This is a genomic window from Vreelandella sedimenti, from assembly GCF_013416325.1.
GTDB lineage: Bacteria > Pseudomonadota > Gammaproteobacteria > Pseudomonadales > Halomonadaceae > Vreelandella > Vreelandella sedimenti.
This window is the reverse complement of sequence record NZ_JACCGK010000021.1, coordinates 37,275-55,027: the sequence shown is the minus strand read 5'-3', so window position 1 is coordinate 55,027 and position 17,753 is coordinate 37,275. Positions and strand designations below refer to the sequence as shown.

14 protein-coding genes and 1 pseudogene are annotated in these 17,753 nt (G+C 55.9%); 6 read left to right on the top strand and 9 right to left on the bottom strand.

Features of this window, described 5'->3' with window-relative positions:
- Positions 1-31 precede the first annotated feature (31 nt).
- From HZU72_RS20390 to HZU72_RS20360, 7 genes are all read right to left on the bottom strand, one after another.
- Positions 32-877, bottom strand: coding sequence for a DUF2797 domain-containing protein (locus HZU72_RS20390; protein ID WP_180095406.1), 846 nt, complete (start codon positions 875-877; stop codon positions 32-34).
- Positions 861-1,145 (bottom strand): YeaC family protein, encoded by a 285-nt coding sequence (locus HZU72_RS20385; RefSeq protein ID WP_088700504.1) that lies wholly within the window; start codon positions 1,143-1,145, stop codon positions 861-863. Before HZU72_RS20385 ends, HZU72_RS20390 begins: the two co-directional genes overlap by 17 nt.
- Positions 1,146-1,155: 10 nt before the next feature.
- Positions 1,156-2,007: a rhomboid family intramembrane serine protease gene (locus tag HZU72_RS20380; RefSeq protein WP_180095403.1), complete on the bottom strand. Its 852-nt coding sequence runs from the start codon at positions 2,005-2,007 to the stop codon at positions 1,156-1,158.
- Positions 2,008-2,247: 240 nt separating this feature from the next.
- The gene (locus HZU72_RS20375) at positions 2,248-3,234 is read right to left on the bottom strand and encodes a metallophosphoesterase (protein WP_180095399.1); all 987 of its coding nucleotides are present in this window, start codon (positions 3,232-3,234) and stop codon (positions 2,248-2,250) included.
- Between the two features lie 2 nt (positions 3,235-3,236).
- A complete protein-coding gene (locus HZU72_RS20370) occupies positions 3,237-4,172 on the bottom strand; it encodes an NAD(+) kinase (RefSeq protein WP_180095397.1) in 936 nt (311 codons plus the stop codon).
- Positions 4,173-4,235: 63 nt separating this feature from the next.
- Complete coding sequence (locus tag HZU72_RS20365; RefSeq protein ID WP_180095394.1) at positions 4,236-5,105, bottom strand: carboxylate/amino acid/amine transporter; 870 nt, start codon at positions 5,103-5,105, stop codon at positions 4,236-4,238.
- 88 nt (positions 5,106-5,193) lie between these two features.
- A complete protein-coding gene (locus HZU72_RS20360; protein WP_180095391.1) occupies positions 5,194-5,754 on the bottom strand; it encodes a YqaE/Pmp3 family membrane protein in 561 nt (186 codons plus the stop codon).
- 241 nt (positions 5,755-5,995) lie between these two features.
- Between HZU72_RS20360 and HZU72_RS20355 the strand changes: the two genes are divergently transcribed.
- The 6 genes from HZU72_RS20355 (at position 5,996) to putA (HZU72_RS20330) (ending at position 16,782) form a co-directional block, all read left to right on the top strand.
- A complete protein-coding gene (locus tag HZU72_RS20355; protein ID WP_022522993.1) occupies positions 5,996-6,403 on the top strand; it encodes a CBS domain-containing protein in 408 nt (135 codons plus the stop codon).
- A gap of 297 nt (positions 6,404-6,700) precedes the next feature.
- Positions 6,701-7,060 carry a hypothetical protein gene (locus HZU72_RS20350; RefSeq protein WP_180095389.1) on the top strand — a complete coding sequence of 120 codons (360 nt, stop codon included), beginning with the start codon at positions 6,701-6,703 and terminating at the stop codon, positions 7,058-7,060.
- Positions 7,061-7,120: 60 nt separating this feature from the next.
- Positions 7,121-7,954, top strand: a complete 834-nt coding sequence (locus HZU72_RS20345) for an AraC family transcriptional regulator (protein WP_180095386.1) — start codon at positions 7,121-7,123, stop codon at positions 7,952-7,954.
- A gap of 150 nt (positions 7,955-8,104) precedes the next feature.
- Entirely contained in the window at positions 8,105-11,296 is a 3,192-nt protein-coding gene (putA, locus tag HZU72_RS20340) for a bifunctional proline dehydrogenase/L-glutamate gamma-semialdehyde dehydrogenase PutA (protein WP_180095384.1), read from the top strand.
- Between the two features lie 251 nt (positions 11,297-11,547).
- A complete protein-coding gene (gene putP, locus HZU72_RS20335; RefSeq protein WP_180095381.1) occupies positions 11,548-13,038 on the top strand; it encodes a sodium/proline symporter PutP in 1,491 nt (496 codons plus the stop codon).
- A 78-nt stretch (positions 13,039-13,116) separates the two neighbouring features.
- Positions 13,117-16,782 (top strand): bifunctional proline dehydrogenase/L-glutamate gamma-semialdehyde dehydrogenase PutA, encoded by a 3,666-nt coding sequence (gene putA, locus HZU72_RS20330; protein WP_180095378.1) that lies wholly within the window; start codon positions 13,117-13,119, stop codon positions 16,780-16,782.
- 169 nt (positions 16,783-16,951) lie between these two features.
- Here putA (HZU72_RS20330) and HZU72_RS23920 read toward each other — a convergent pair.
- A pseudogene (locus tag HZU72_RS23920) lies at positions 16,952-17,119 on the bottom strand (type II toxin-antitoxin system RelE/ParE family toxin); the annotation flags it as partial.
- Positions 17,120-17,292: 173 nt separating this feature from the next.
- Entirely contained in the window at positions 17,293-17,421 is a 129-nt protein-coding gene (locus HZU72_RS24260) for an addiction module protein (RefSeq protein ID WP_371829552.1), read from the bottom strand.
- Between the last annotated feature and the right edge of the window lie 332 nt (positions 17,422-17,753).

Below are 17,753 nucleotides of genomic sequence, written 5' to 3'. Positions count from 1 at the left end.
TTAGTCAAAACACCCCCTTATGGCTAGCCGCTTAACTCACCTGGATTTCGTAACCGGTGAATTTTCGGAGATTAATGACCCCACTATCAAGGATCAAATACTGCCCTTTGACGCCTTGCAGCACGCCTTCTACCAGCGGCTGTTTATCAAAGTTATGCGACACCACTTTTTTGGGAAAAACGCTGACGGGGTAGTGAAAATGTTGCGCTGGCTGTTCCAACAAGCGAATGGCGTCCGCACCATGGGTTTCGCGCAGTTGGTGCAACCCATCGGCTAGCAGGGTTAGCAAACGATCACGCTCGGCGCTTAAATCCATGGTTTCGACGTCGCCTTTGAGCATCGCCCGCCAGTTGGTGCGGTCGGCCACCTGCTCTTTAAACAGCATTTCGACAAACCCAGACTGCTGGCGAGTATCCACTTCAAGAATCGGCAGCGCCTGAATCGCGCCTTGGTCCAGCCAGCGAGTAGGCATTTGGGTTTTGCGGGTGATGCCGACTTTAAGCCCCGACGAGTTAGCCAAGTAGACGATATGGGGCTGGAAGCAGTGCCGCTCGCCCCACTCCGGCTCACGGCAAGTGCCTTGGAAAAAGTGGCAGGTTTCTGGCTTCATAATGCAGGTATCACACTGGGCTAGCCGCTTGAAGCAGGGGTAACAGTGGCCTTGGGCAAAGCTCTTATTGGTTGCTCGCCCGCAGTGGGTACAAGCAATGGCTCCCGTCCAACGCAGGCTGAGCGGCTCACCGATACGCTCGTTAAGCGCAACACGGTGCTCACCCGCTCGCAAGTGGTAAACCACCGGTTGGTCTTGGAGACCAGGGATCGCTGCCGCCATTTTGCTTAAACAGCCTTGCACTGCCGCTTCAATCACGTGTGGCATCCCGTGCCAAGCCCGCCATTTCAGGCGTTACGCCAGCTCCGCTAGCCGCTGCACCGCAGGTACGCTGCTCTAAATACCCTACTCGGTTTTCTTCCGGCACGTTGTTCTCCACCTCAAAGCGCATGACGGCTTCCAAGCAGAGTTCGGTCTGTTCCGGCGTTAAGCGGCGACCGTCGGGCCATTTGCGCAGCGATACTGCCTGTTTAAGGCTTTCGTAAATCGCCGGGGTCATCTGGTTGATCATTTTTTCGAACGTCATTTCGCTCATTGCAGGCCTCTTAGCGGTTTTTCAAACGGCGGGATGAATAATACCAGCCTGTGACAAGCCCCACGAGTAGACCACCCAAATGTGCTTCATTAGCGACATTGCCAAAGCCAACGCTGCCCGCCATATCGGTCATGGTGAACACCATCCAGCCGAGCATAAAGACCACCAGCATTTGCGGTACAAAGAAGCCACTTTGGGGAACCCTGCGGGACATCAACCAAACGTGAGCCAGTAAGGCATATACTACCCCGGACATGCCGCCGAATAGCACGGTGCCGGTCGCGTACTGCGCCACATTCGCGCCAACGCCCGCGACAATCAGCAGCAGTAACATGGTACGGCTGCCCTGAAGTGCTTCAATCTGACGTCCGAAGTACCACACCCACATCAGGTTAAATATTAAATGCATCCAGCCAAAGTGCAGGAAAGCAGGCGATAAAAAGCGCCAGACTTGCCCTGACGCAAGCGTTTGAGACAGATCGCCGAAGACCAGCTCACCACCTGAAATACCTATCGGCACGATGGTTAGAGTGACAATCAACTGGTCACCAAAAACACCAATCAGGGCAAATATCACCAGACTAATGACAACCATCAGCGCCGTTACCGGCACTTGCTTTAGCGATGCCAAGAAGTTGGTCATGGTGCGCGGGCGCTGAGCAGCCTGATGAAGCACCAGGGGTTCGCCCCGTTGCCAGCGCTCTAGCAGTGCTTTAAGTTCGCCAAGCTGGCGTGGGTCGGCTATCCATAGCAGTTGGCCGTCCGCTTCATCGGTAATGCGGTGGCCAATGCGGTGGCGCCAGAGTGCCTGGCGAAGTTCATTGGTATCCGCGTGATCGGGCAGAAGCATCACTGGATGCATGACATCCCTCTAATCAAAGCGCTTGCGGCATGCTGACCGCAGCGGGTAGCTATTGAAGACAACTACTGAATGAACCACACCGCTGCCAACAAACAGGCAAAAAAAACCGGCGGTGGGAACCGCCGGAGAATAAAAGCAAGGGATCATTCAAGGGAACACTTACTCAGATGGCCGGCGGCAGGGTTAGTTCAGCCGTTTTGAAAAAAATATGTAATTTTATGTAATTAAATGAAACAATTGTTAATCAAAGTCGATTTCCCAGGGTTTGGGCAGCGCCCTTTCCTCTTTTGGTACCTTAATCCATACAAAATGGTCGGCATTTAAGACTGTCTCACCACTCCAGCGATAAGCCACTAAACGCCCATATTTGACGGCACTGTAATCGAGGCAGGCAATATTATGTGTCGGCAGCGCTGGTATGCCTTCACACCAGTAGTGGCCGATAAACAGTGGCGGTTGCTCTGGCCCGTAGTAGCTAAGTTTCTGGCGCTCTTCGTGGGTCAATGCGCGCGTTTCAAGGTCGCCGGGCAAGTTATCCGGTTGAAAGACGACATCACCCCACTGCTGAGGTGCCTGGGCCCAAAAGTGGGCGCGAAAGCTTTGCCTTGTAAAGCCATCGCCAGAGTGTATCGCAATACCTTGGGGTAGTGAGACGTGAGGGCCTCGGGTCAGGCGGTCTAAAATCCGAAACGCCTGGGTGGAGGGGTCGGTGGACTCAATCAGAAACTGCGTGTCCATGCAGTAATCAGGATGGCGCTGTTTCAGCTCTTCAATCAGCGCCCCATCCCAGCAAGCATGCACCACGCGGATACCATCGATTTCCAAACACAGCGGGATGGTTTTAAACCACGCCAAGGTGTCTTCCCACTCGTTGGTGTAGTCGCGATACTGCTCTAGGGTGTCCTGAATAATACGATTATGCCGCGGCGTATGTTCGCGCAACCAGCGTTTGTGGCTACCTGCGGGCCCAGGATGGGTATACGCCAGGGCGTTATACTCGTGATTACCCATGACGATATACGCTTCGCCCTGCTCGACCATTCGCCGGGCAATGGTCACTGCCAGGCGAATTCTTGGGCCGCGATCAATCAAATCACCGAGGAAAATCACTTTGCGACGCGGGTGGCGATAGACGCCGTTGCGCTGATGGTAACCCAATTTTTCCAATAGTGAGGCCAGCGTAGCACCGCAGCCATGGACATCCCCTATGAGGTCGTATCCCTCCATACTCAATCCCCCAACCGATGGCTCCAGCCTAATTTGCTGCGCAACACTTCGTAAAAATTATGCCCGATGGGGTGCACCAGTTGGATACGTTCAGGCTTGCGGGTAATCACCAGCACATCGTTGGGCTTGGCTACCGCTCTAGTTTGTCCATCGCAGCTGATATGCGGGTAGGACTGGTTGGTTTCGCCAATGTGAATACGTATTTCACTAGCGGCATCGATCACAATGGGGCGACTCGACAGCGTATGAGGGAACATCGGCACCAGCGTCACAACATCCAGTTTGGGGTGCATGATCGGCCCGCCACCAGAGAGCGCGTAGGCCGTAGAACCGGTGGGAGTGGCAACGATCAAGCCATCGCTGCGCTGGCTATACACAAACTGGCCATCAATAAACAGCTCAAACTCTATCATGCGTACCGCTTTGCCAGGGTGCAGCACGACTTCGTTCAAGGCATCGCCATTACCTACGGCAACGCCATTACGGTAGAGCACGGTATCGAGTAAAAAACGCTGTTCAACCTCAAACTCCCCCGCCAGCACTTCACTGACGCGGGTTTCCAACTCATCAGGGGAGATATCGGTAAGAAACCCCAAGCGGCCCCGATTAACGCCTAAAATCAGCGTACCGCTGCGGCATAGCGCCCGCGCCGCGCCCAATAGACTGCCATCGCCCCCTACCACAATCACCAAGTCACACAGCTCGCCCAGCATGCGGCGGCTGGCTTCCGGCTGACCATGGTGCGGTATGACAGTAGCGGTGCGATCTTCCACTAATACCGAGTAGTCATGGGCGACCAGGTAGGTTACCAGCCGCTGAAGGGAGTCGACCACTTTGTCACTCCCCAGCCGACCAATCAGCCCAATAGTTTTAAAGGTTCTGCTTGATCGATCGCTGGAGGGCGCTGACTTAGCGTCTGCTGATAAGGTGTTGCTCATGGGCCGACTCTCGCTAACATAAGTCGCCATTATGGGGACACCTCAGCTATCGGGCAAATAGGCTCAGCTAACGGCTACCTGACGACGCTGGCACCACCAGTGGTTGAGCCATAGGGAGGCGGCCATGATAAGTGCCCCCAACAGCAAACGCGGAATATCCGCATCGCGGTTCCAAATCACTAGATTGACGATTAATCCCGCCGGCACCAGCGCATTATTCATAATCGCTAAAGTACCTGCATCTACTTTGGTGGCACCCTGGTTCCATGCAAAATAGCCCACGCCAGAAGCCACTAGCCCCAACCATGCAAGCACGCCCCACTGTAGTGACGTGGTAGGCAGTGCCGCGCTGTTACCAAAGAGTAAATAGGCAGGCAGGGCCACGACCATCGCACCAATAAAGAACCAACCAAATACGTTGTGCCACGCCAGGGTAGGTGGCAAATCAGCCGCTAAGCGGCGATAACCTACCTGGCCAAGCGCGAAACAGAGATTGGCTCCCTGCACGACCATAAAGCCTGCCCAGAAGCCGCTATCAACGCCGTCATAGCGAATCACCCCCGCCCCGACGACGGCGAGCAGTGCGGTCACGATATAAATCGGCGTAAAACGCCCAAACAGCAGATCATCCAGCAACGCGATATAAATTGGCGTGAAGATAGTAAACAGCAGCACTTCAGGTACCGACAGCAGCAGAAAGGATTGATAGAAGAAGGTGTACATTACTCCCAGCTGTATGGCACCTAAGCCCATAAGCGCCAGCCGATGTTTACCACGCAGAAGGCTGGGTCTTAAAAAAGGCAGGAAGACCAGGGTGGCAAGCGTTACCCGCAAAAGTACTGCAAAGTAGCTGTCGACCTGGCCCGCCAAGTAGACGCCTATCAGCGAAAAGGAGAACGCCCATAGCGCCGTGACGCCTATCAGATAACCCATCGTAAACCCTGCCTTATAAATTAGTTTACCGGGATTATACGCACCTGGATGAAGCTGCCAAGTAGTTAACGTCTGCAAGGGTCTTTAGTTAACGCTGCTGCAACCACCAAAAAGCATACAAAACGCCGGGCAGCCAGCCCGCTAGCGTTAGCAACACGGCTACCCCAACTCGCTTATTACCACCATTAGTCAGCCCTACCGCCAGCGGTGGCAATAGTAACGCCAGGGCATAATAGGCGAGCTTTAACGCTTCAGGCTCCGGGACAGTTTGCTCCGCTTGCGCTATGGGCGTCGCTTTAGGCGGCGTGGTTTTGGCAGACGCGGCTTCGGCAGGCGCTGGATCAACGTTCGGCGCCGGAGTGAAGTGCTCCACGGAGCTGGAGGCTGGTTCAGCCGCGGCCTCATCTGCTCGCTCCTGGGCAAGTCGGTGGGCTTCTTTATCAATTTTTTGCTCTAGGGTGTCAGCCCCTTCTGCCAAGTCATCGTGATAACGCTCCCACTCCTCCCAGTCGTGAGGCGTCCCCGATTTTGGCCGCTGGTGACCGGAAACTCGCGCACGCTCCCAGGCCTTCTCTTCCAAGGTATTTGGCCGGTCAGGGTCGCGGTCAAGCCCTACCCCTTTGCGGTTTAAGTACTCACGTGCATCCATGAGTGGCTCCTTAGTTCGTTAACTTGCAGGTCATTTGAGCAGTTAGAAAATTAATGGCTTAGAAAATTCAGTACTTGCAGCGTTGAAAAAACACGGCTTGCAGTTAGAACACAGCGGCTTAAATCACCTACAGTGAAAGTGTTGAAGCTACTTTAGCACTTAGCGACGACTTAACAGTTCGCATAATTTGCGATGCCCGATTTGCCTTAGCGATGCATACGATGATCGAGGAGCGTCCACCATGAATAGAGCCACCCCCAGCATCGTCCGCGATATCATGTCCCGTGATTGCTACCGCGTTTCTCCCAACGCCTCGATAACAACCTTGGCCAAGGGGCTGGCACTGCATCGCCTGCCTGGCGCACCGGTTGTGGATGAGAGTGATCGTTTAATCGGCTTTATTTCGGAGCAGGATGTCATGGGACGTGTGCTGGACAGCATTTATCATGACGATGAAGCGCCTCTGGTGAAAGAGATGATGCGCCACGAAGTGCTCAGCGTCTCTCCCAATAAAAGCATTACTGACCTGGCCCAGGAGATGCTAGGCCCTAAACCCAAAGTCTACCCAGTGGTGGAACAGCAGCGTCTAATAGGAATTGTGACACGACGTGATATCCTGGTAGCGCTGCTAGCTATACGTCGCCACTAGCAGAGTGCTTAACGGTTTCAAAACAAGCTTCTCAAAACAGGCTTTCAAATCAGGTGTCGAAGAACAGTTGAGCTTTAGACAAAAAAAAGCCGCTACTCAAGAAGTAGCGGAAGCAAGGGATCAAAACAATAGAGCCAGGACAACAACTTTAGCGACTGCTATCGCGATGCTGCCTGTACATACTCAGACACGCTATGAAGTAAAAGTTCGCAAAAAAGTAAAATTTTCGACCCTAGCGGCGCCAAGCGTATAATAACGTAGCTATTTATTAACGGACGACGCCCAGGAGCAGAGCGAATGGCGCTGTATTTATTAGTGTTTGGAGTCTGCTTGCTCGTGATTGGTGCGGTAATGCTGGTGCTGATGACATCAAGCACTCCACGCTACCGCACGGAGCCCAAAGATTTACTGGCGCTATTTGATAAAGCGCTCAGCAGCCAAGTGAGCGAAACCGAGTGGAACGCGATAATCGGTTACCCTATTCGGCACAACGAGTACTTGGACGGCATCAGACGCCGTGCCGCACACCTAATGGAACAGCACGGACGCCGCTGGATGGTTGCCCAGGGCAAGCCGTTGCTCAATCAAGAGGGACAGGCGGAGCTTCAGGCCCTTCGCGACCATTTATACGCCCACACTGCCCTTCGCCAGCAGTAACTGTTGTGCTTTGAAGGCGTATTGCGGTTCAGGAGACCTAATGCAATTCAGGAGAACTGCATGCCCAGTACCATTCGACAAATACCGCTAGCTAGCGCTACACATCACCACACACATGATTTTCATCAGATTGTGATTACGCTGTGCGGCTCTTCAGAATTTGAAATTGAAGGTTTGGGTGGGCGAGTAAACGCATTCTCGGGCTGTATCGTGCCCGCTAACCACGAGCACTACTACTCAGGTTACGGCCATAACCGGCAATTGATTTTCGATCTTCCCGAAGATGCACCCGCGCTAACTGGCGAGAACCGCGAACTGGTAGCGCTATTCGACGCCCCACGCTTTTTTGGCCTAGATAACGCACTACGACACTACCTAGCGTTTATGCAGAGCGAACTTGCTCAAGGGTTTGATACATCGACAAACTCCTTTCAGCAAGACCGTTTAGCCGCCACGCTTTTGGGTTCACTAAAAGCGCGCCTAGGTACTACCGCCAACAGTACCCAGCAGCGCCTGGATTTGACTCGCATTAACCGCTTCATTCGTCAACACCTCGCCGAAGACCTGCGCGTCGCCGATCTAGCGCGGCTAGCCTGTCTAAGCGAAGCGCATTTTTCCGACTGCTTCCGCGCTCAAACAGGGCTTTCGCCCTGGCAGTACGTCAAGCGCCAACGTCTACATGCGGCCCGTCAACTGATCCTGCAAAGCCGCCTGCCCCTCACCGATATTGCGATTCAAACCGGCTTTGCCAACCAAAGCGCGCTCTCTCATGCATTTCGCCGCAGTTACGGATTATCGCCGCGGAAATTACGCCAAGCAGATGTGCCACCGATCTCGATTAACCCTTCAAATGCTGCTTTAGGGTCAGTAGCAGGCCAGCAAAAACTCTACTAAAGTCGTATAAAGGCTACTCTTGCCGCGGAATTGACACGTTTTGCCCTGAAATCAACATACACCAAAGGTAGCTGCACTCTACATTCGCTTATTTGCTTGGGCGAAATGCCCTGTTACCCATTTGTTCTGTTCAGACTTTCGGGGGCTTCAATGCTCAATGCCAACCACATGCGTGACCCTGCCATCTGGCAAACCGATCTCGACACTCTCATGGCGCGCGTTAGCGACCACTACCTAGTGGACGAAAACAGTTACGTCAGTGAACTGATCGAGGTGCTGAGTGCCAACCGCGAAGATTTTGCTCGCATTGAAGCCAATACTGCTGCGCTGGTTGAGGACGTCCGTAAGATGGACACGGCTGTCGATACCATCGATGAGCTGTTACAGCAGTACAGCCTGGATACCCATGAAGGCCTGATGCTGATGTGTCTGGCGGAAGCCATGCTGCGCATCCCCGATAAAGCCACCGCCGACGCCTTGATCGAGGACAAACTCGGCCCCGCCGATTGGCAGTCTCACTTAGGTAAGAGTGAATCCTGGATGGTCAATGCCTCTACCTGGGGCTTATTGATGACTGGCCGCGTGCTGAAAATGGATCACCCTAAAGAGGGTCAGCCCGCCAGCTTTATTAATCGCATGGTCAATCGCATGGGTGAGCCGGTGATTCGCCGCGCCATGTACGAAGCGATGAAGATCATGGGCAAGCAGTTTGTGCTGGGCCGCGATATCAATGAAGCCCTCAAACGCTCCAAGCCACTGTTCAATAAAGGCTACACCTACTCTTACGATATGCTGGGTGAAGCTGCGCGCACCCGAGAAGATGCACAACGCTATTTTGACGACTACGCACGCGCGATCGAGCAAGTGGGCAAAACATGCAAAACCTTAAGCGATAAGACTCCGGCGCCGTCGGTCTCCATCAAGCTCTCTGCGCTCCACCCCCGCTATGAGTTTGGCCGCCGGGAACAGGTGCTAGCCGAGCTGGTCGACACGGTTATCAAGCTAGTGAGCAAAGCGCGCGAGCTGGATGTGGCCGTTACGATTGACGCTGAAGAGGTTGATCGCCTGGAGATTTCCCTGGAGGTCTTCCGCGCGGTTTACGAAAGCGCAGCCGCCAAAGGCTGGGGGCACTTTGGCTTGGTTGTCCAAGCTTACTCCAAGCGCGCCCTGCCGGTGCTGCACTACATCAATCGTTTGGCCGACCAGCAGGGGGATGAGATTCCGCTGCGCTTGGTCAAAGGCGCCTATTGGGATACTGAAATTAAAGAGTCCCAGCAGCTCGGGGTCGACGGCTACCCGGTATTTACCCGCAAAGCGGGTACCGATGTTGCCTACCTCGCCTGTGCACAGTTCCTGCTTTCTAACGATACCCGTGGGCGTATTTTCCCGCAGTTCGCGACCCACAACGCTCACACGGTGACGACGATCCTGGAGTTCGCCAACCGCGACAGCCGTCCGTTCGAATTTCAACGCCTACACGGCATGGGTGAAGCCCTTTATGATGCAGCGCTTGAGCGCGCACCGAAAGGCACCTACTGCCGCATTTATGCCCCGGTGGGAGCACATAAAGACCTGCTGCCCTACTTGGTTCGTCGCCTGCTTGAGAACGGTGCCAACTCATCGTTTGTTCACCAGTTGGTCGACCCGGATGTACCGGTCAAGTCACTGTGTCAGCACCCGATTGAGACCCTGCGCCAGCAGAAAAACCTTGCCAATGCGAACATTCCACTGCCCAAGGATATTTACGGCCCTAAACGACGCAACTCTCGCGGGGTCAACCTAAACATTCGCAGCCACTACTACCCGCTGATGGAGAAGATGGCCGCGTTTATGGACAAGCAGTACCCGGCCAAGCCGCTGCTGGCCTTTGAGGTCGCCGACGACGCCGCCAACACTCATAGCGTCACCAGCCCTTATGACCGCCGCAAGACCGTGGGCAGCGTGCAGTGGACTAGCAAAGAACAGGCAACCAAGGCCCTGGATGCTGCCTGGGCCGCGTTCCCTCGCTGGGATGCCACGCCCGTGGCCGAACGCGCCGCTATCATGCGTCGCCTGGGCGATTTGATGGAAGAGCACATGGCGGAACTGATGACGCTCTGCTCCCGGGAAGGCGGCAAACTGCTTACCGATGGTGTCGATGAGATCAGAGAAGCCGTCGACTTCTGCCGCTTCTATGCCATGCGCGCAGAAGAGAACTTTGGCGAAGCCATTGTGCTGCCCGGCCCCACCGGCGAATCCAACCGCTTGATGCTGGGCGGCAAAGGCGTATTCGCGGCGATTAGCCCCTGGAACTTCCCAGTGGCAATTTTCTGTGGCCAGGTAGTGGCCGCGGCGGTGGCGGGTAACACCGTACTGGCCAAACCAGCGGAGCAAACCTCCATTATTGCCCACCGAGTCATAGAGCTGCTCTACGAAGCCGGTATGCCCCGGGATGTGGTTCAGCTACTGCCCGGCGATGGCCCGACGGTAGGCAACGTGTTGTCCTCCGACCCGCGGATTACCGGCGTGGTCTTTACGGGGGGTACTGACACCGCGCAAATTATCAACCGCGCCCTGGCGGCACGAGAAAACGCTCCGCTGCCCACGTTAATCGCCGAAACCGGCGGCATGAACACCATGATTGTCGACTCCACCGCCCTTCCCGAGCAGGTCGTGGTGGATGTGGTTCAGTCAGCCTTCCAGAGTGCCGGCCAGCGCTGTTCGGCACTGCGCGTACTGTATCTGCAAGACGACGTTGCCGACCGGGTGATCGAGATTCTCAAAGGCGCCATGAACGAACTGCGCATTGGCGACCCCCGCGAATTGGGAACAGATGTAGGGCCTGTTATCGACGAAGACGCACGAAAAGGTCTGCTGGAACACATCGAAAAACTCAAGGCTGAAAATCGCCTTGTCGCTGAAACGCCAATGGCCGTTGAGCAGACCCGGGAGGGCACTTTCGTGGCCCCTGTCGCTTTCACTATCGACAGCATCGATGCGCTGACCCGCGAGCAATTCGGGCCAGTCCTGCATATCGTGCGCTACAAATCTAGCCAGCTTGATAAGGTCATCAACGACATCAACGGTCGCAACTACGGCCTGACGTTTGGCGTGCATAGCCGCAACGAATCGTTTGCCGCTGAAGTCGCCCAGAAAATGCGCGTGGGTAACGTGTACATCAACCGCAATATCATCGGCGCCGTGGTGGGCGTGCAGCCGTTTGGTGGTCAAGGCCTTTCAGGCACTGGCCCAAAAGCCGGTGGCCCTCACTACCTACAGCGCTTTGTCAATGAGAAAACGATTACCAATAACACCGCCGCCTTAGGCGGGAATGCGTCGCTGTTGGCGCTAGGCGATGAGTGAACTACTCATCAACATCACTAACCTGAACTCCTGAACAGGAAACTATCTCATGGTCGAAAATAATATAGGGATCGTTACATACAAAGGCACCACCGACCTTTCTGTCTTCATCTATAGCGGGCTCACCAGGGCCAGTAACATGGATATGAAAAGGGGCTAACAACAACAAGACTGCGCCACTACCGTATTCTTGTCGGTAGGCGTAATAACCTGTCGGAGCTAGCTCCGTCCTGAATAATTGGAGAAGTTACATGGCTATAGGTGTTTGGATCAGTCTCATTGCGTACTTTGCGCTAATGATCGCCATCGGTATTTATGCGATGCGCAAATCCACCTCTTCATCCGAGGATTACATGCTGGGTGGGCGTACCCTCAGCCCGAAAGTGGCAGCCCTGTCGGCGGGTGCTTCAGATATGAGCGGCTGGTTGCTGCTGGGTTTACCCGGTGCAATGTTCGTCTCGGGTTTGGGCTCGGCGTGGATCGGTATTGGTTTGCTCGTGGGGGCACTATTCAACTGGATTCTGGTTGCTCCGCGGCTGCGTGAACAGACCGTTCACTACGGCAATGCAATCACCATTCCGGCTTTCCTGGCAAACCGGTTCCCAACGCGGTCAATGTCACTGCGGACAGTCTCAGCTGTCGTCATCGTGATCTTTTTCGCGGTTTACACCGCATCAGGCTTAGTGGCCGGCGGCAAGCTGTTCGAAAGCGCGTTTTCCGGCATTTACAACTTCGGTGACATGAGCAACTACGACATGGGTGTCATGATCACCCTGGGCGTCGTGCTCATCTACACTGTTGTCGGGGGCTTTCTGGCAGTGAGCATGACCGACTTCGTGCAAGGCTGCATCATGATGCTGGCACTGGTGATCATGCCGGCGGTGGTTCTCTTTGGTGAAGGTGGAGGCGGCTTTTCCCAAGCCTCACAGACGCTGAACGAGGTCGACCCCACCCTGCTATCCTGGACATCGGGGCTGACCTTTATCGGCTGGCTTTCTGCGGTGACCTGGGGGCTCGGTTATTTCGGACAGCCGCATATCATCGTACGCTTCATGGCGATCCGGACGCTCAAGGATGTACCGATTGCCCGCAACATTGGCATGGGCTGGATGCTGATCTCCTTGATAGGCGCCGTTTCTCTGGGTATTTTCGGCCGTGCCTATGCGATTCGCAATGGCCTGGATATCGAGGATCCGGAAACGATCTTTATCGTCCTGGCGAATCTGCTCTTCCACCCGCTGATTACCGGCTTCCTCTACGCGGCGCTACTGGCTGCGGTAATGAGTACCGTTTCCAGTCAGCTTCTAGTGGCATCCTCTTCACTGACTGAGGACTTCTATCGTCTATTCCTGCACAAGAACGCGACCGAGCAGCAGTGTGTAGCCGTAGGCCGCGTTTGTGTAGTGCTGGTGGGCATTGTGGCCGCCGTTATTGCCTCTGACGAAAATTCTCAGGTACTGGGACTGGTCAGTAATGCTTGGGCAGGCTTCGGTGCGGCGTTTGGGCCGCTGATCATTCTGTCGCTAATGTGGCCACGCACGAACGGTAATGGTGCCATCGCGGGCATGGTGGTGGGTGCTGTTACCGTTATGATCTGGATCTCACTGGGCTGGAACGGCGAGTTCATGGGTGGCCCTGGTGTGTATGAGATTATTCCTGGCTTCATCGCGTCCTTCATTGCCATCCTAGTGGTGAGCAACATGACTAACGACTCTGGTGAATATCAACATATCGAGCGCTAAACGAGTACGTAGGACGCATTCAAAGTATTGAGGAGGGCTCCCGCGGGAGCCCTTTCGTGTAGCAAGGAGAGACCCTGTATGAACGAAGCCAAACCCCATCTGCATAGCGACGTGAGTGAACTACGCTCACGTATTCGCAACAACTACGACGCCAATGAGTCAGATGTGCTGCACGGGCTTATCGAGCGCATCAAGCTTTCAGAAGACGACCGCAAGAAGGTCGCCGCCGTTGGCGCCAATTACGTGGAGCGTGTGCGTAAGGAAAGGTCGCCCTCGATGATGGAGGCGTTCCTGGCCGAGTACGGGCTCTCGACCACTGAGGGCGTCGGCCTGATGTGTCTGGCAGAAGCGCTACTGCGCGTACCCGATGCAGAAACCATCGACGACCTGATCCACGATAAGATCGAGCCCTCCGACTGGGGCGCCCACCTGGGCAAGTCTTCATCTTCAATGGTCAATGCCTCTACCTGGGCGCTGCTGCTCACCGGCAAGGTGCTGGAAGAAGACCCCAAGGGTCCGACCCGAGCGCTGCGCGGCCTGGTACGCCGGATGGGCGAGCCGGTGGTGCGCAAGGCGGTTGGTCAGTCGATGAAGATTCTCGGCCGCCAGTTCGTGCTCGGCCAAACCATCGAAGAAGGCATGAGGAATGCCCGCGAACTCGAGAAACAGGGCTACACCTACTCCTACGACATGCTAGGCGAAGCAGCGCGCACCGACGAAGATGCCGTCCGCTATCACCAGGCTTATGCCAAGGCGATCTCCGCCATCGCCGAGCAGGCCAAGGGCGATGTACGCGGTAGCCCCGGCATTTCAGTGAAGCTCTCGGCGCTGCATCCGCGTTATGAATACACACACCGTGACACGGTGATGGCAGAGCTATTGCCACGCGCCAAGGAGTTGGTGCAGCAGGCGGCCAAGGCCAATATCGGTTTCAATATCGACGCCGAAGAGCAGGATCGATTGGATCTCTCCCTCGACGTGATTGAGGCCCTAATGGCCGACCCCAGCCTGGACGGATGGGATGGCTTTGGGGTCGTCGTGCAAGCCTACGGGCGCCGCGCCGCGCCGATGATCGAGACACTCTACGAACTCGCCAAGCGGTTTGACCGCAAAATCATGGTGCGGCTGGTTAAGGGCGCCTACTGGGATACCGAGATCAAGCTCTCCCAGGAGATGGGGGTCAAGACCTTCCCGGTCTTCACTCGCAAGGTCAACACCGATGTCAGCTACATGGCCTGCGCGCAAATGCTGCTCGACCGGCGCGACCGCATCTACCCGCAGTTCGCGACCCACAACGCCCACACCTGCGCCGCCGTTGTAGAAATGGCGGGCAGCGATAAGGACAGCTACGAGTTCCAGCGCCTGCATGGCATGGGCGAATCGCTGCACCACATCGTCAAGGAGTCGGCAGGCACCCACTGCCGCATCTACGCCCCTGTCGGTGCGCACCGCGACCTGCTGGCCTATCTGGTACGCCGTCTGCTGGAGAACGGCGCAAACTCCTCGTTCGTCAATCAGGTGGTGGATAGCTCGATTCCGCCGAGCGAGGTTTCAAGGGATCCCATTGAAGGGTTTAAGCAGCTCGGTAACGACGTTTCAAGCCCGTTGATCCGCCAGCCCAGTGAGCTGTTCGAGCCCGAACGCAAGAACTCCAAGGGTTACCGCATCAACGAACCCGCCTCGATCCTGCCGCTGCTCAACGCCCGCGAAGCATTTGCCGACGCCAGTTGGACGGCAGGCCCCATGCTGGTAGGAAACCCAGCGCCCCAGGGGCCGGCTCGCGATGCCCTCTCCCCCGCTGACGGCTCGCGTGTGATCGGCAAGGTACACGAAGCTACCCCGGCTGAGGTAACGGCCGCCCTCGACGCCGCAGAGGAAGGCTTCCGCGAATGGTCGGCGCGCCCGGCGGCCGAACGCGCCGCGGTGCTGCGCCGCACCGCCGACCTCTACGAAGAACATATCGCCGAGCTGACCGTGATCGCCACCCGCGAAGCGGGCAAGATGATGTTCGACGGCATCGCCGAAGTGCGCGAGGCGGTGGATTTCCTACGCTACTACGCCAACGAAGGCGAGCGGCTGGAAGCGGAAGAGCCCGGCAACGCCCGCGGCATCTTCGTCTGCATTAGCCCGTGGAACTTCCCGCTGGCCATCACCACCGGACAGATCGCTGCTGCGCTGATCGCTGGCAACGCGGTCATTGCCAAGCCCGCCGAGCAGACGCCCCTGATCGCCGCCCGTGCCGTCGAGCTGATGCGTGAGGCAGGCCTACCGGAAGCGGCACTACAGTTGCTGCCGGGCGATGGCCCAACAGTAGGCGGCCCGCTGACCAGCGACCCACGCATCGCCGGTGTCTGTTTCACCGGTTCAACTCCGGTGGCCCAGATTATCCACAAAGCGCTGGCCGAGAACGCCGGCCCCGATGCCGTGCTGATCGCCGAGACCGGTGGCCTGAACTCCATGATCGTGGACTCCACGGCACTGACCGAGCAGGCAGTGCGCGATATTCTGATTTCCTCCTTCCAGTCGGCTGGCCAGCGCTGTTCCGCGCTGCGCATGCTGTATGTCCAGGAAGAGGCGCGGGATCGGTTGCTCAACATGCTCTACGGCGCCATGGACGCGCTCACCATTGGCGACCCCTGGAACACCGATACCGACGTCTCGCCAGTGATCGACGTCGATGCCCAACAGGAAATCAGCGACTACGTGATGTCGAATGAGAAAGCTGGCAAAGTACTGAAGAAGCTGTCTGCGCCGGACACCGGTACCTTTGTGACCCCGGCGGTGATCGAGGTTGGAGGCATTGAAGATCTCGAACGTGAAATCTTCGGCCCGGTGCTGCACGTGGCCACCTTCAAGGCGCGCGACATCGACAAGGTCGTCGATGACATCAATGGCAAGGGCTACGGGCTGACCTTCGGCCTGCATACCCGCATCGACGACCGCGTGCAGCAGATCGTTGAGCGCATCCATGTCGGCAACGTCTACGTCAACCGTAATCAGATCGGCGCGATCGTTGGCTCTCAGCCGTTCGGCGGCGAGGGCCTATCAGGTACCGGGCCTAAGGCTGGCGGCCCGCTCTACGTCAATCGCTTCCGCCGCACCGCTGACGCCGAGTGCCACGAGACGGCGGAGGGGAAAACCGTATCACTCGGCGATCTCCAATCGGCCATAGACGGGCTGGATGCGCGTAACTGGGCGGTACGACCCAATCGCATCGAGGTATTGCGCAAGGCGCTCTCCGGTAAAGGTGGCGTGATCCGCAAGGCGCTTGCCGAAACAGCAGCGCTGGATATGACACCGCAGACCCTCCCAGGGCCGACAGGTGAAAGCAATCGCCTGGCAATGTACCCCAAGAGAGTGGTTCTGTGCCTAGGGCCAACTCTGGATATCGCCATTGCTCAAGCAGCGCAGGCGCTAGGCGCGGGCTGTGCCGCTGTCGTAGTGGCGCCAGACGCCGAGCAGGCCGTGAAGCCGTTGGTCGATGCCGGAGTACCGGTGTCCGGGCTTGATGGCAGCGTCTCGGCGGAGACAGTGAGCGAGGTCAAAGGCATTGCAGCTGTTGCCGCTGCTGGCGCCAGCGACTGGACTCGTGAACTGCGGATAGCGCTGGCCAAGCGCGACGGTGCCATCGTACCGCTAGAGACCCAGACCATCTCGCCGAATCGCTACGTGGTGGAACGTCATCTGTGCATAGACACAACCGCGGCGGGTGGCAACGCCAGCCTGCTGGCAACGGCTGAATAGGTCGGCGCTAAGAGGTAGGTGCTTAGGAGGTGAGCAGCGGATTAATGCCGCTCACCTTCCTCCCAGATAATGTGAACGACATTGGTAGAACCTCAGATCCTAACACCGCCATAAACAGCACCAGAAACGACCGTCCAACGTACTAAGAGAGCGTATTCAATGGCTTGGATTATATGCGGCTGACCCAAGATGTAGGATCTTTTCGCGCATGAAAAACCGCCGTGACAATTATTTGTTGGCCTTGAATGAAAAAGAAGGCTCGATAAGGAAACCGACGTATTGGCATTCGCCTCAAGTCATTATAAATCTTACGGTAAATAACCGGGTTTCGCTGGAGCCTATCTAAAGCTTATTCAACGCATAAAAGAAAATCGTGGCCAAGACCATCGCGTTTTTCTTCGTAGAAATTGAAGTGCTCGTCAATATCAAATTCGGCTTCTTTACGAAGTGTAAGCGCGTAATTCATTTACTTGGACAATATTCGCGCTTTAACACTTGACCAGGAAGATCCTATATCTTGGTCGACCTCGAAAGTCGCCGGTCTAGCTCCCTCTTCTGGGTCTCAGTAAGCTCAATTTCCGTATCTTCAGCTACTACGCTGTCCCACAAAGCTTCGGCAAGGATAATCCGCTCAGACACTGTAAGAGATTGTATTTCCACAAGATTAGCCTCCGACAGAACAAGTAGGACATAATTTTATCATAAGTTTAGCACTGAAACTGTAAGCCGATCAGCACATAACGCCAGCAATCACTGGTGGTAAAGGCGGCACCAAACAGAGTTTATTCTGCCTTATCCATGAGGCGGGATAAAAAGACAGCCAACATATAATGCTGAAAAACCACTAAGCCAACTATCTGTTGTAGGAGGTAGCTTCAGAGGTGGCCTGACATTTCGGCGAAGGGTACCCAGGCACCCTTAAAGCTGTCAGGCTGGCAGCCTAAATGGTCGCGAGCTAAAGCTACCTCTAA

Excerpts from the sequence above, each read along its gene's own strand:
- putP (WP_180095381.1), top strand. The coding sequence starts at position 11,548 with ATGGCTATAGGTGTTTGGATCAGTCTCATTGCGTACTTTGCGCTAATG.
- HZU72_RS20360 (WP_180095391.1), bottom strand. The coding sequence starts at position 5,754 with ATGGATGCACGTGAGTACTTAAACCGCAAAGGGGTAGGGCTTGACCGC.
- putA (WP_180095378.1), top strand. The coding sequence starts at position 13,117 with ATGAACGAAGCCAAACCCCATCTGCATAGCGACGTGAGTGAACTACGC.
- HZU72_RS20345 (WP_180095386.1), top strand. The coding sequence starts at position 7,121 with ATGCCCAGTACCATTCGACAAATACCGCTAGCTAGCGCTACACATCAC.
- HZU72_RS20380 (WP_180095403.1), bottom strand. The coding sequence starts at position 2,007 with ATGCATCCAGTGATGCTTCTGCCCGATCACGCGGATACCAATGAACTT.
- HZU72_RS20355 (WP_022522993.1), top strand. The coding sequence starts at position 5,996 with ATGAATAGAGCCACCCCCAGCATCGTCCGCGATATCATGTCCCGTGAT.
- HZU72_RS20385 (WP_088700504.1), bottom strand. The coding sequence starts at position 1,145 with ATGAGCGAAATGACGTTCGAAAAAATGATCAACCAGATGACCCCGGCG.
- HZU72_RS20390 (WP_180095406.1), bottom strand. The coding sequence starts at position 877 with ATGCCACACGTGATTGAAGCGGCAGTGCAAGGCTGTTTAAGCAAAATG.
- HZU72_RS20375 (WP_180095399.1), bottom strand. The coding sequence starts at position 3,234 with ATGGAGGGATACGACCTCATAGGGGATGTCCATGGCTGCGGTGCTACG.
- putA (WP_180095384.1), top strand. The coding sequence starts at position 8,105 with ATGCTCAATGCCAACCACATGCGTGACCCTGCCATCTGGCAAACCGAT.
- HZU72_RS20350 (WP_180095389.1), top strand. The coding sequence starts at position 6,701 with ATGGCGCTGTATTTATTAGTGTTTGGAGTCTGCTTGCTCGTGATTGGT.
- HZU72_RS20370 (WP_180095397.1), bottom strand. The coding sequence starts at position 4,172 with ATGAGCAACACCTTATCAGCAGACGCTAAGTCAGCGCCCTCCAGCGAT.
- HZU72_RS20365 (WP_180095394.1), bottom strand. The coding sequence starts at position 5,105 with ATGGGTTATCTGATAGGCGTCACGGCGCTATGGGCGTTCTCCTTTTCG.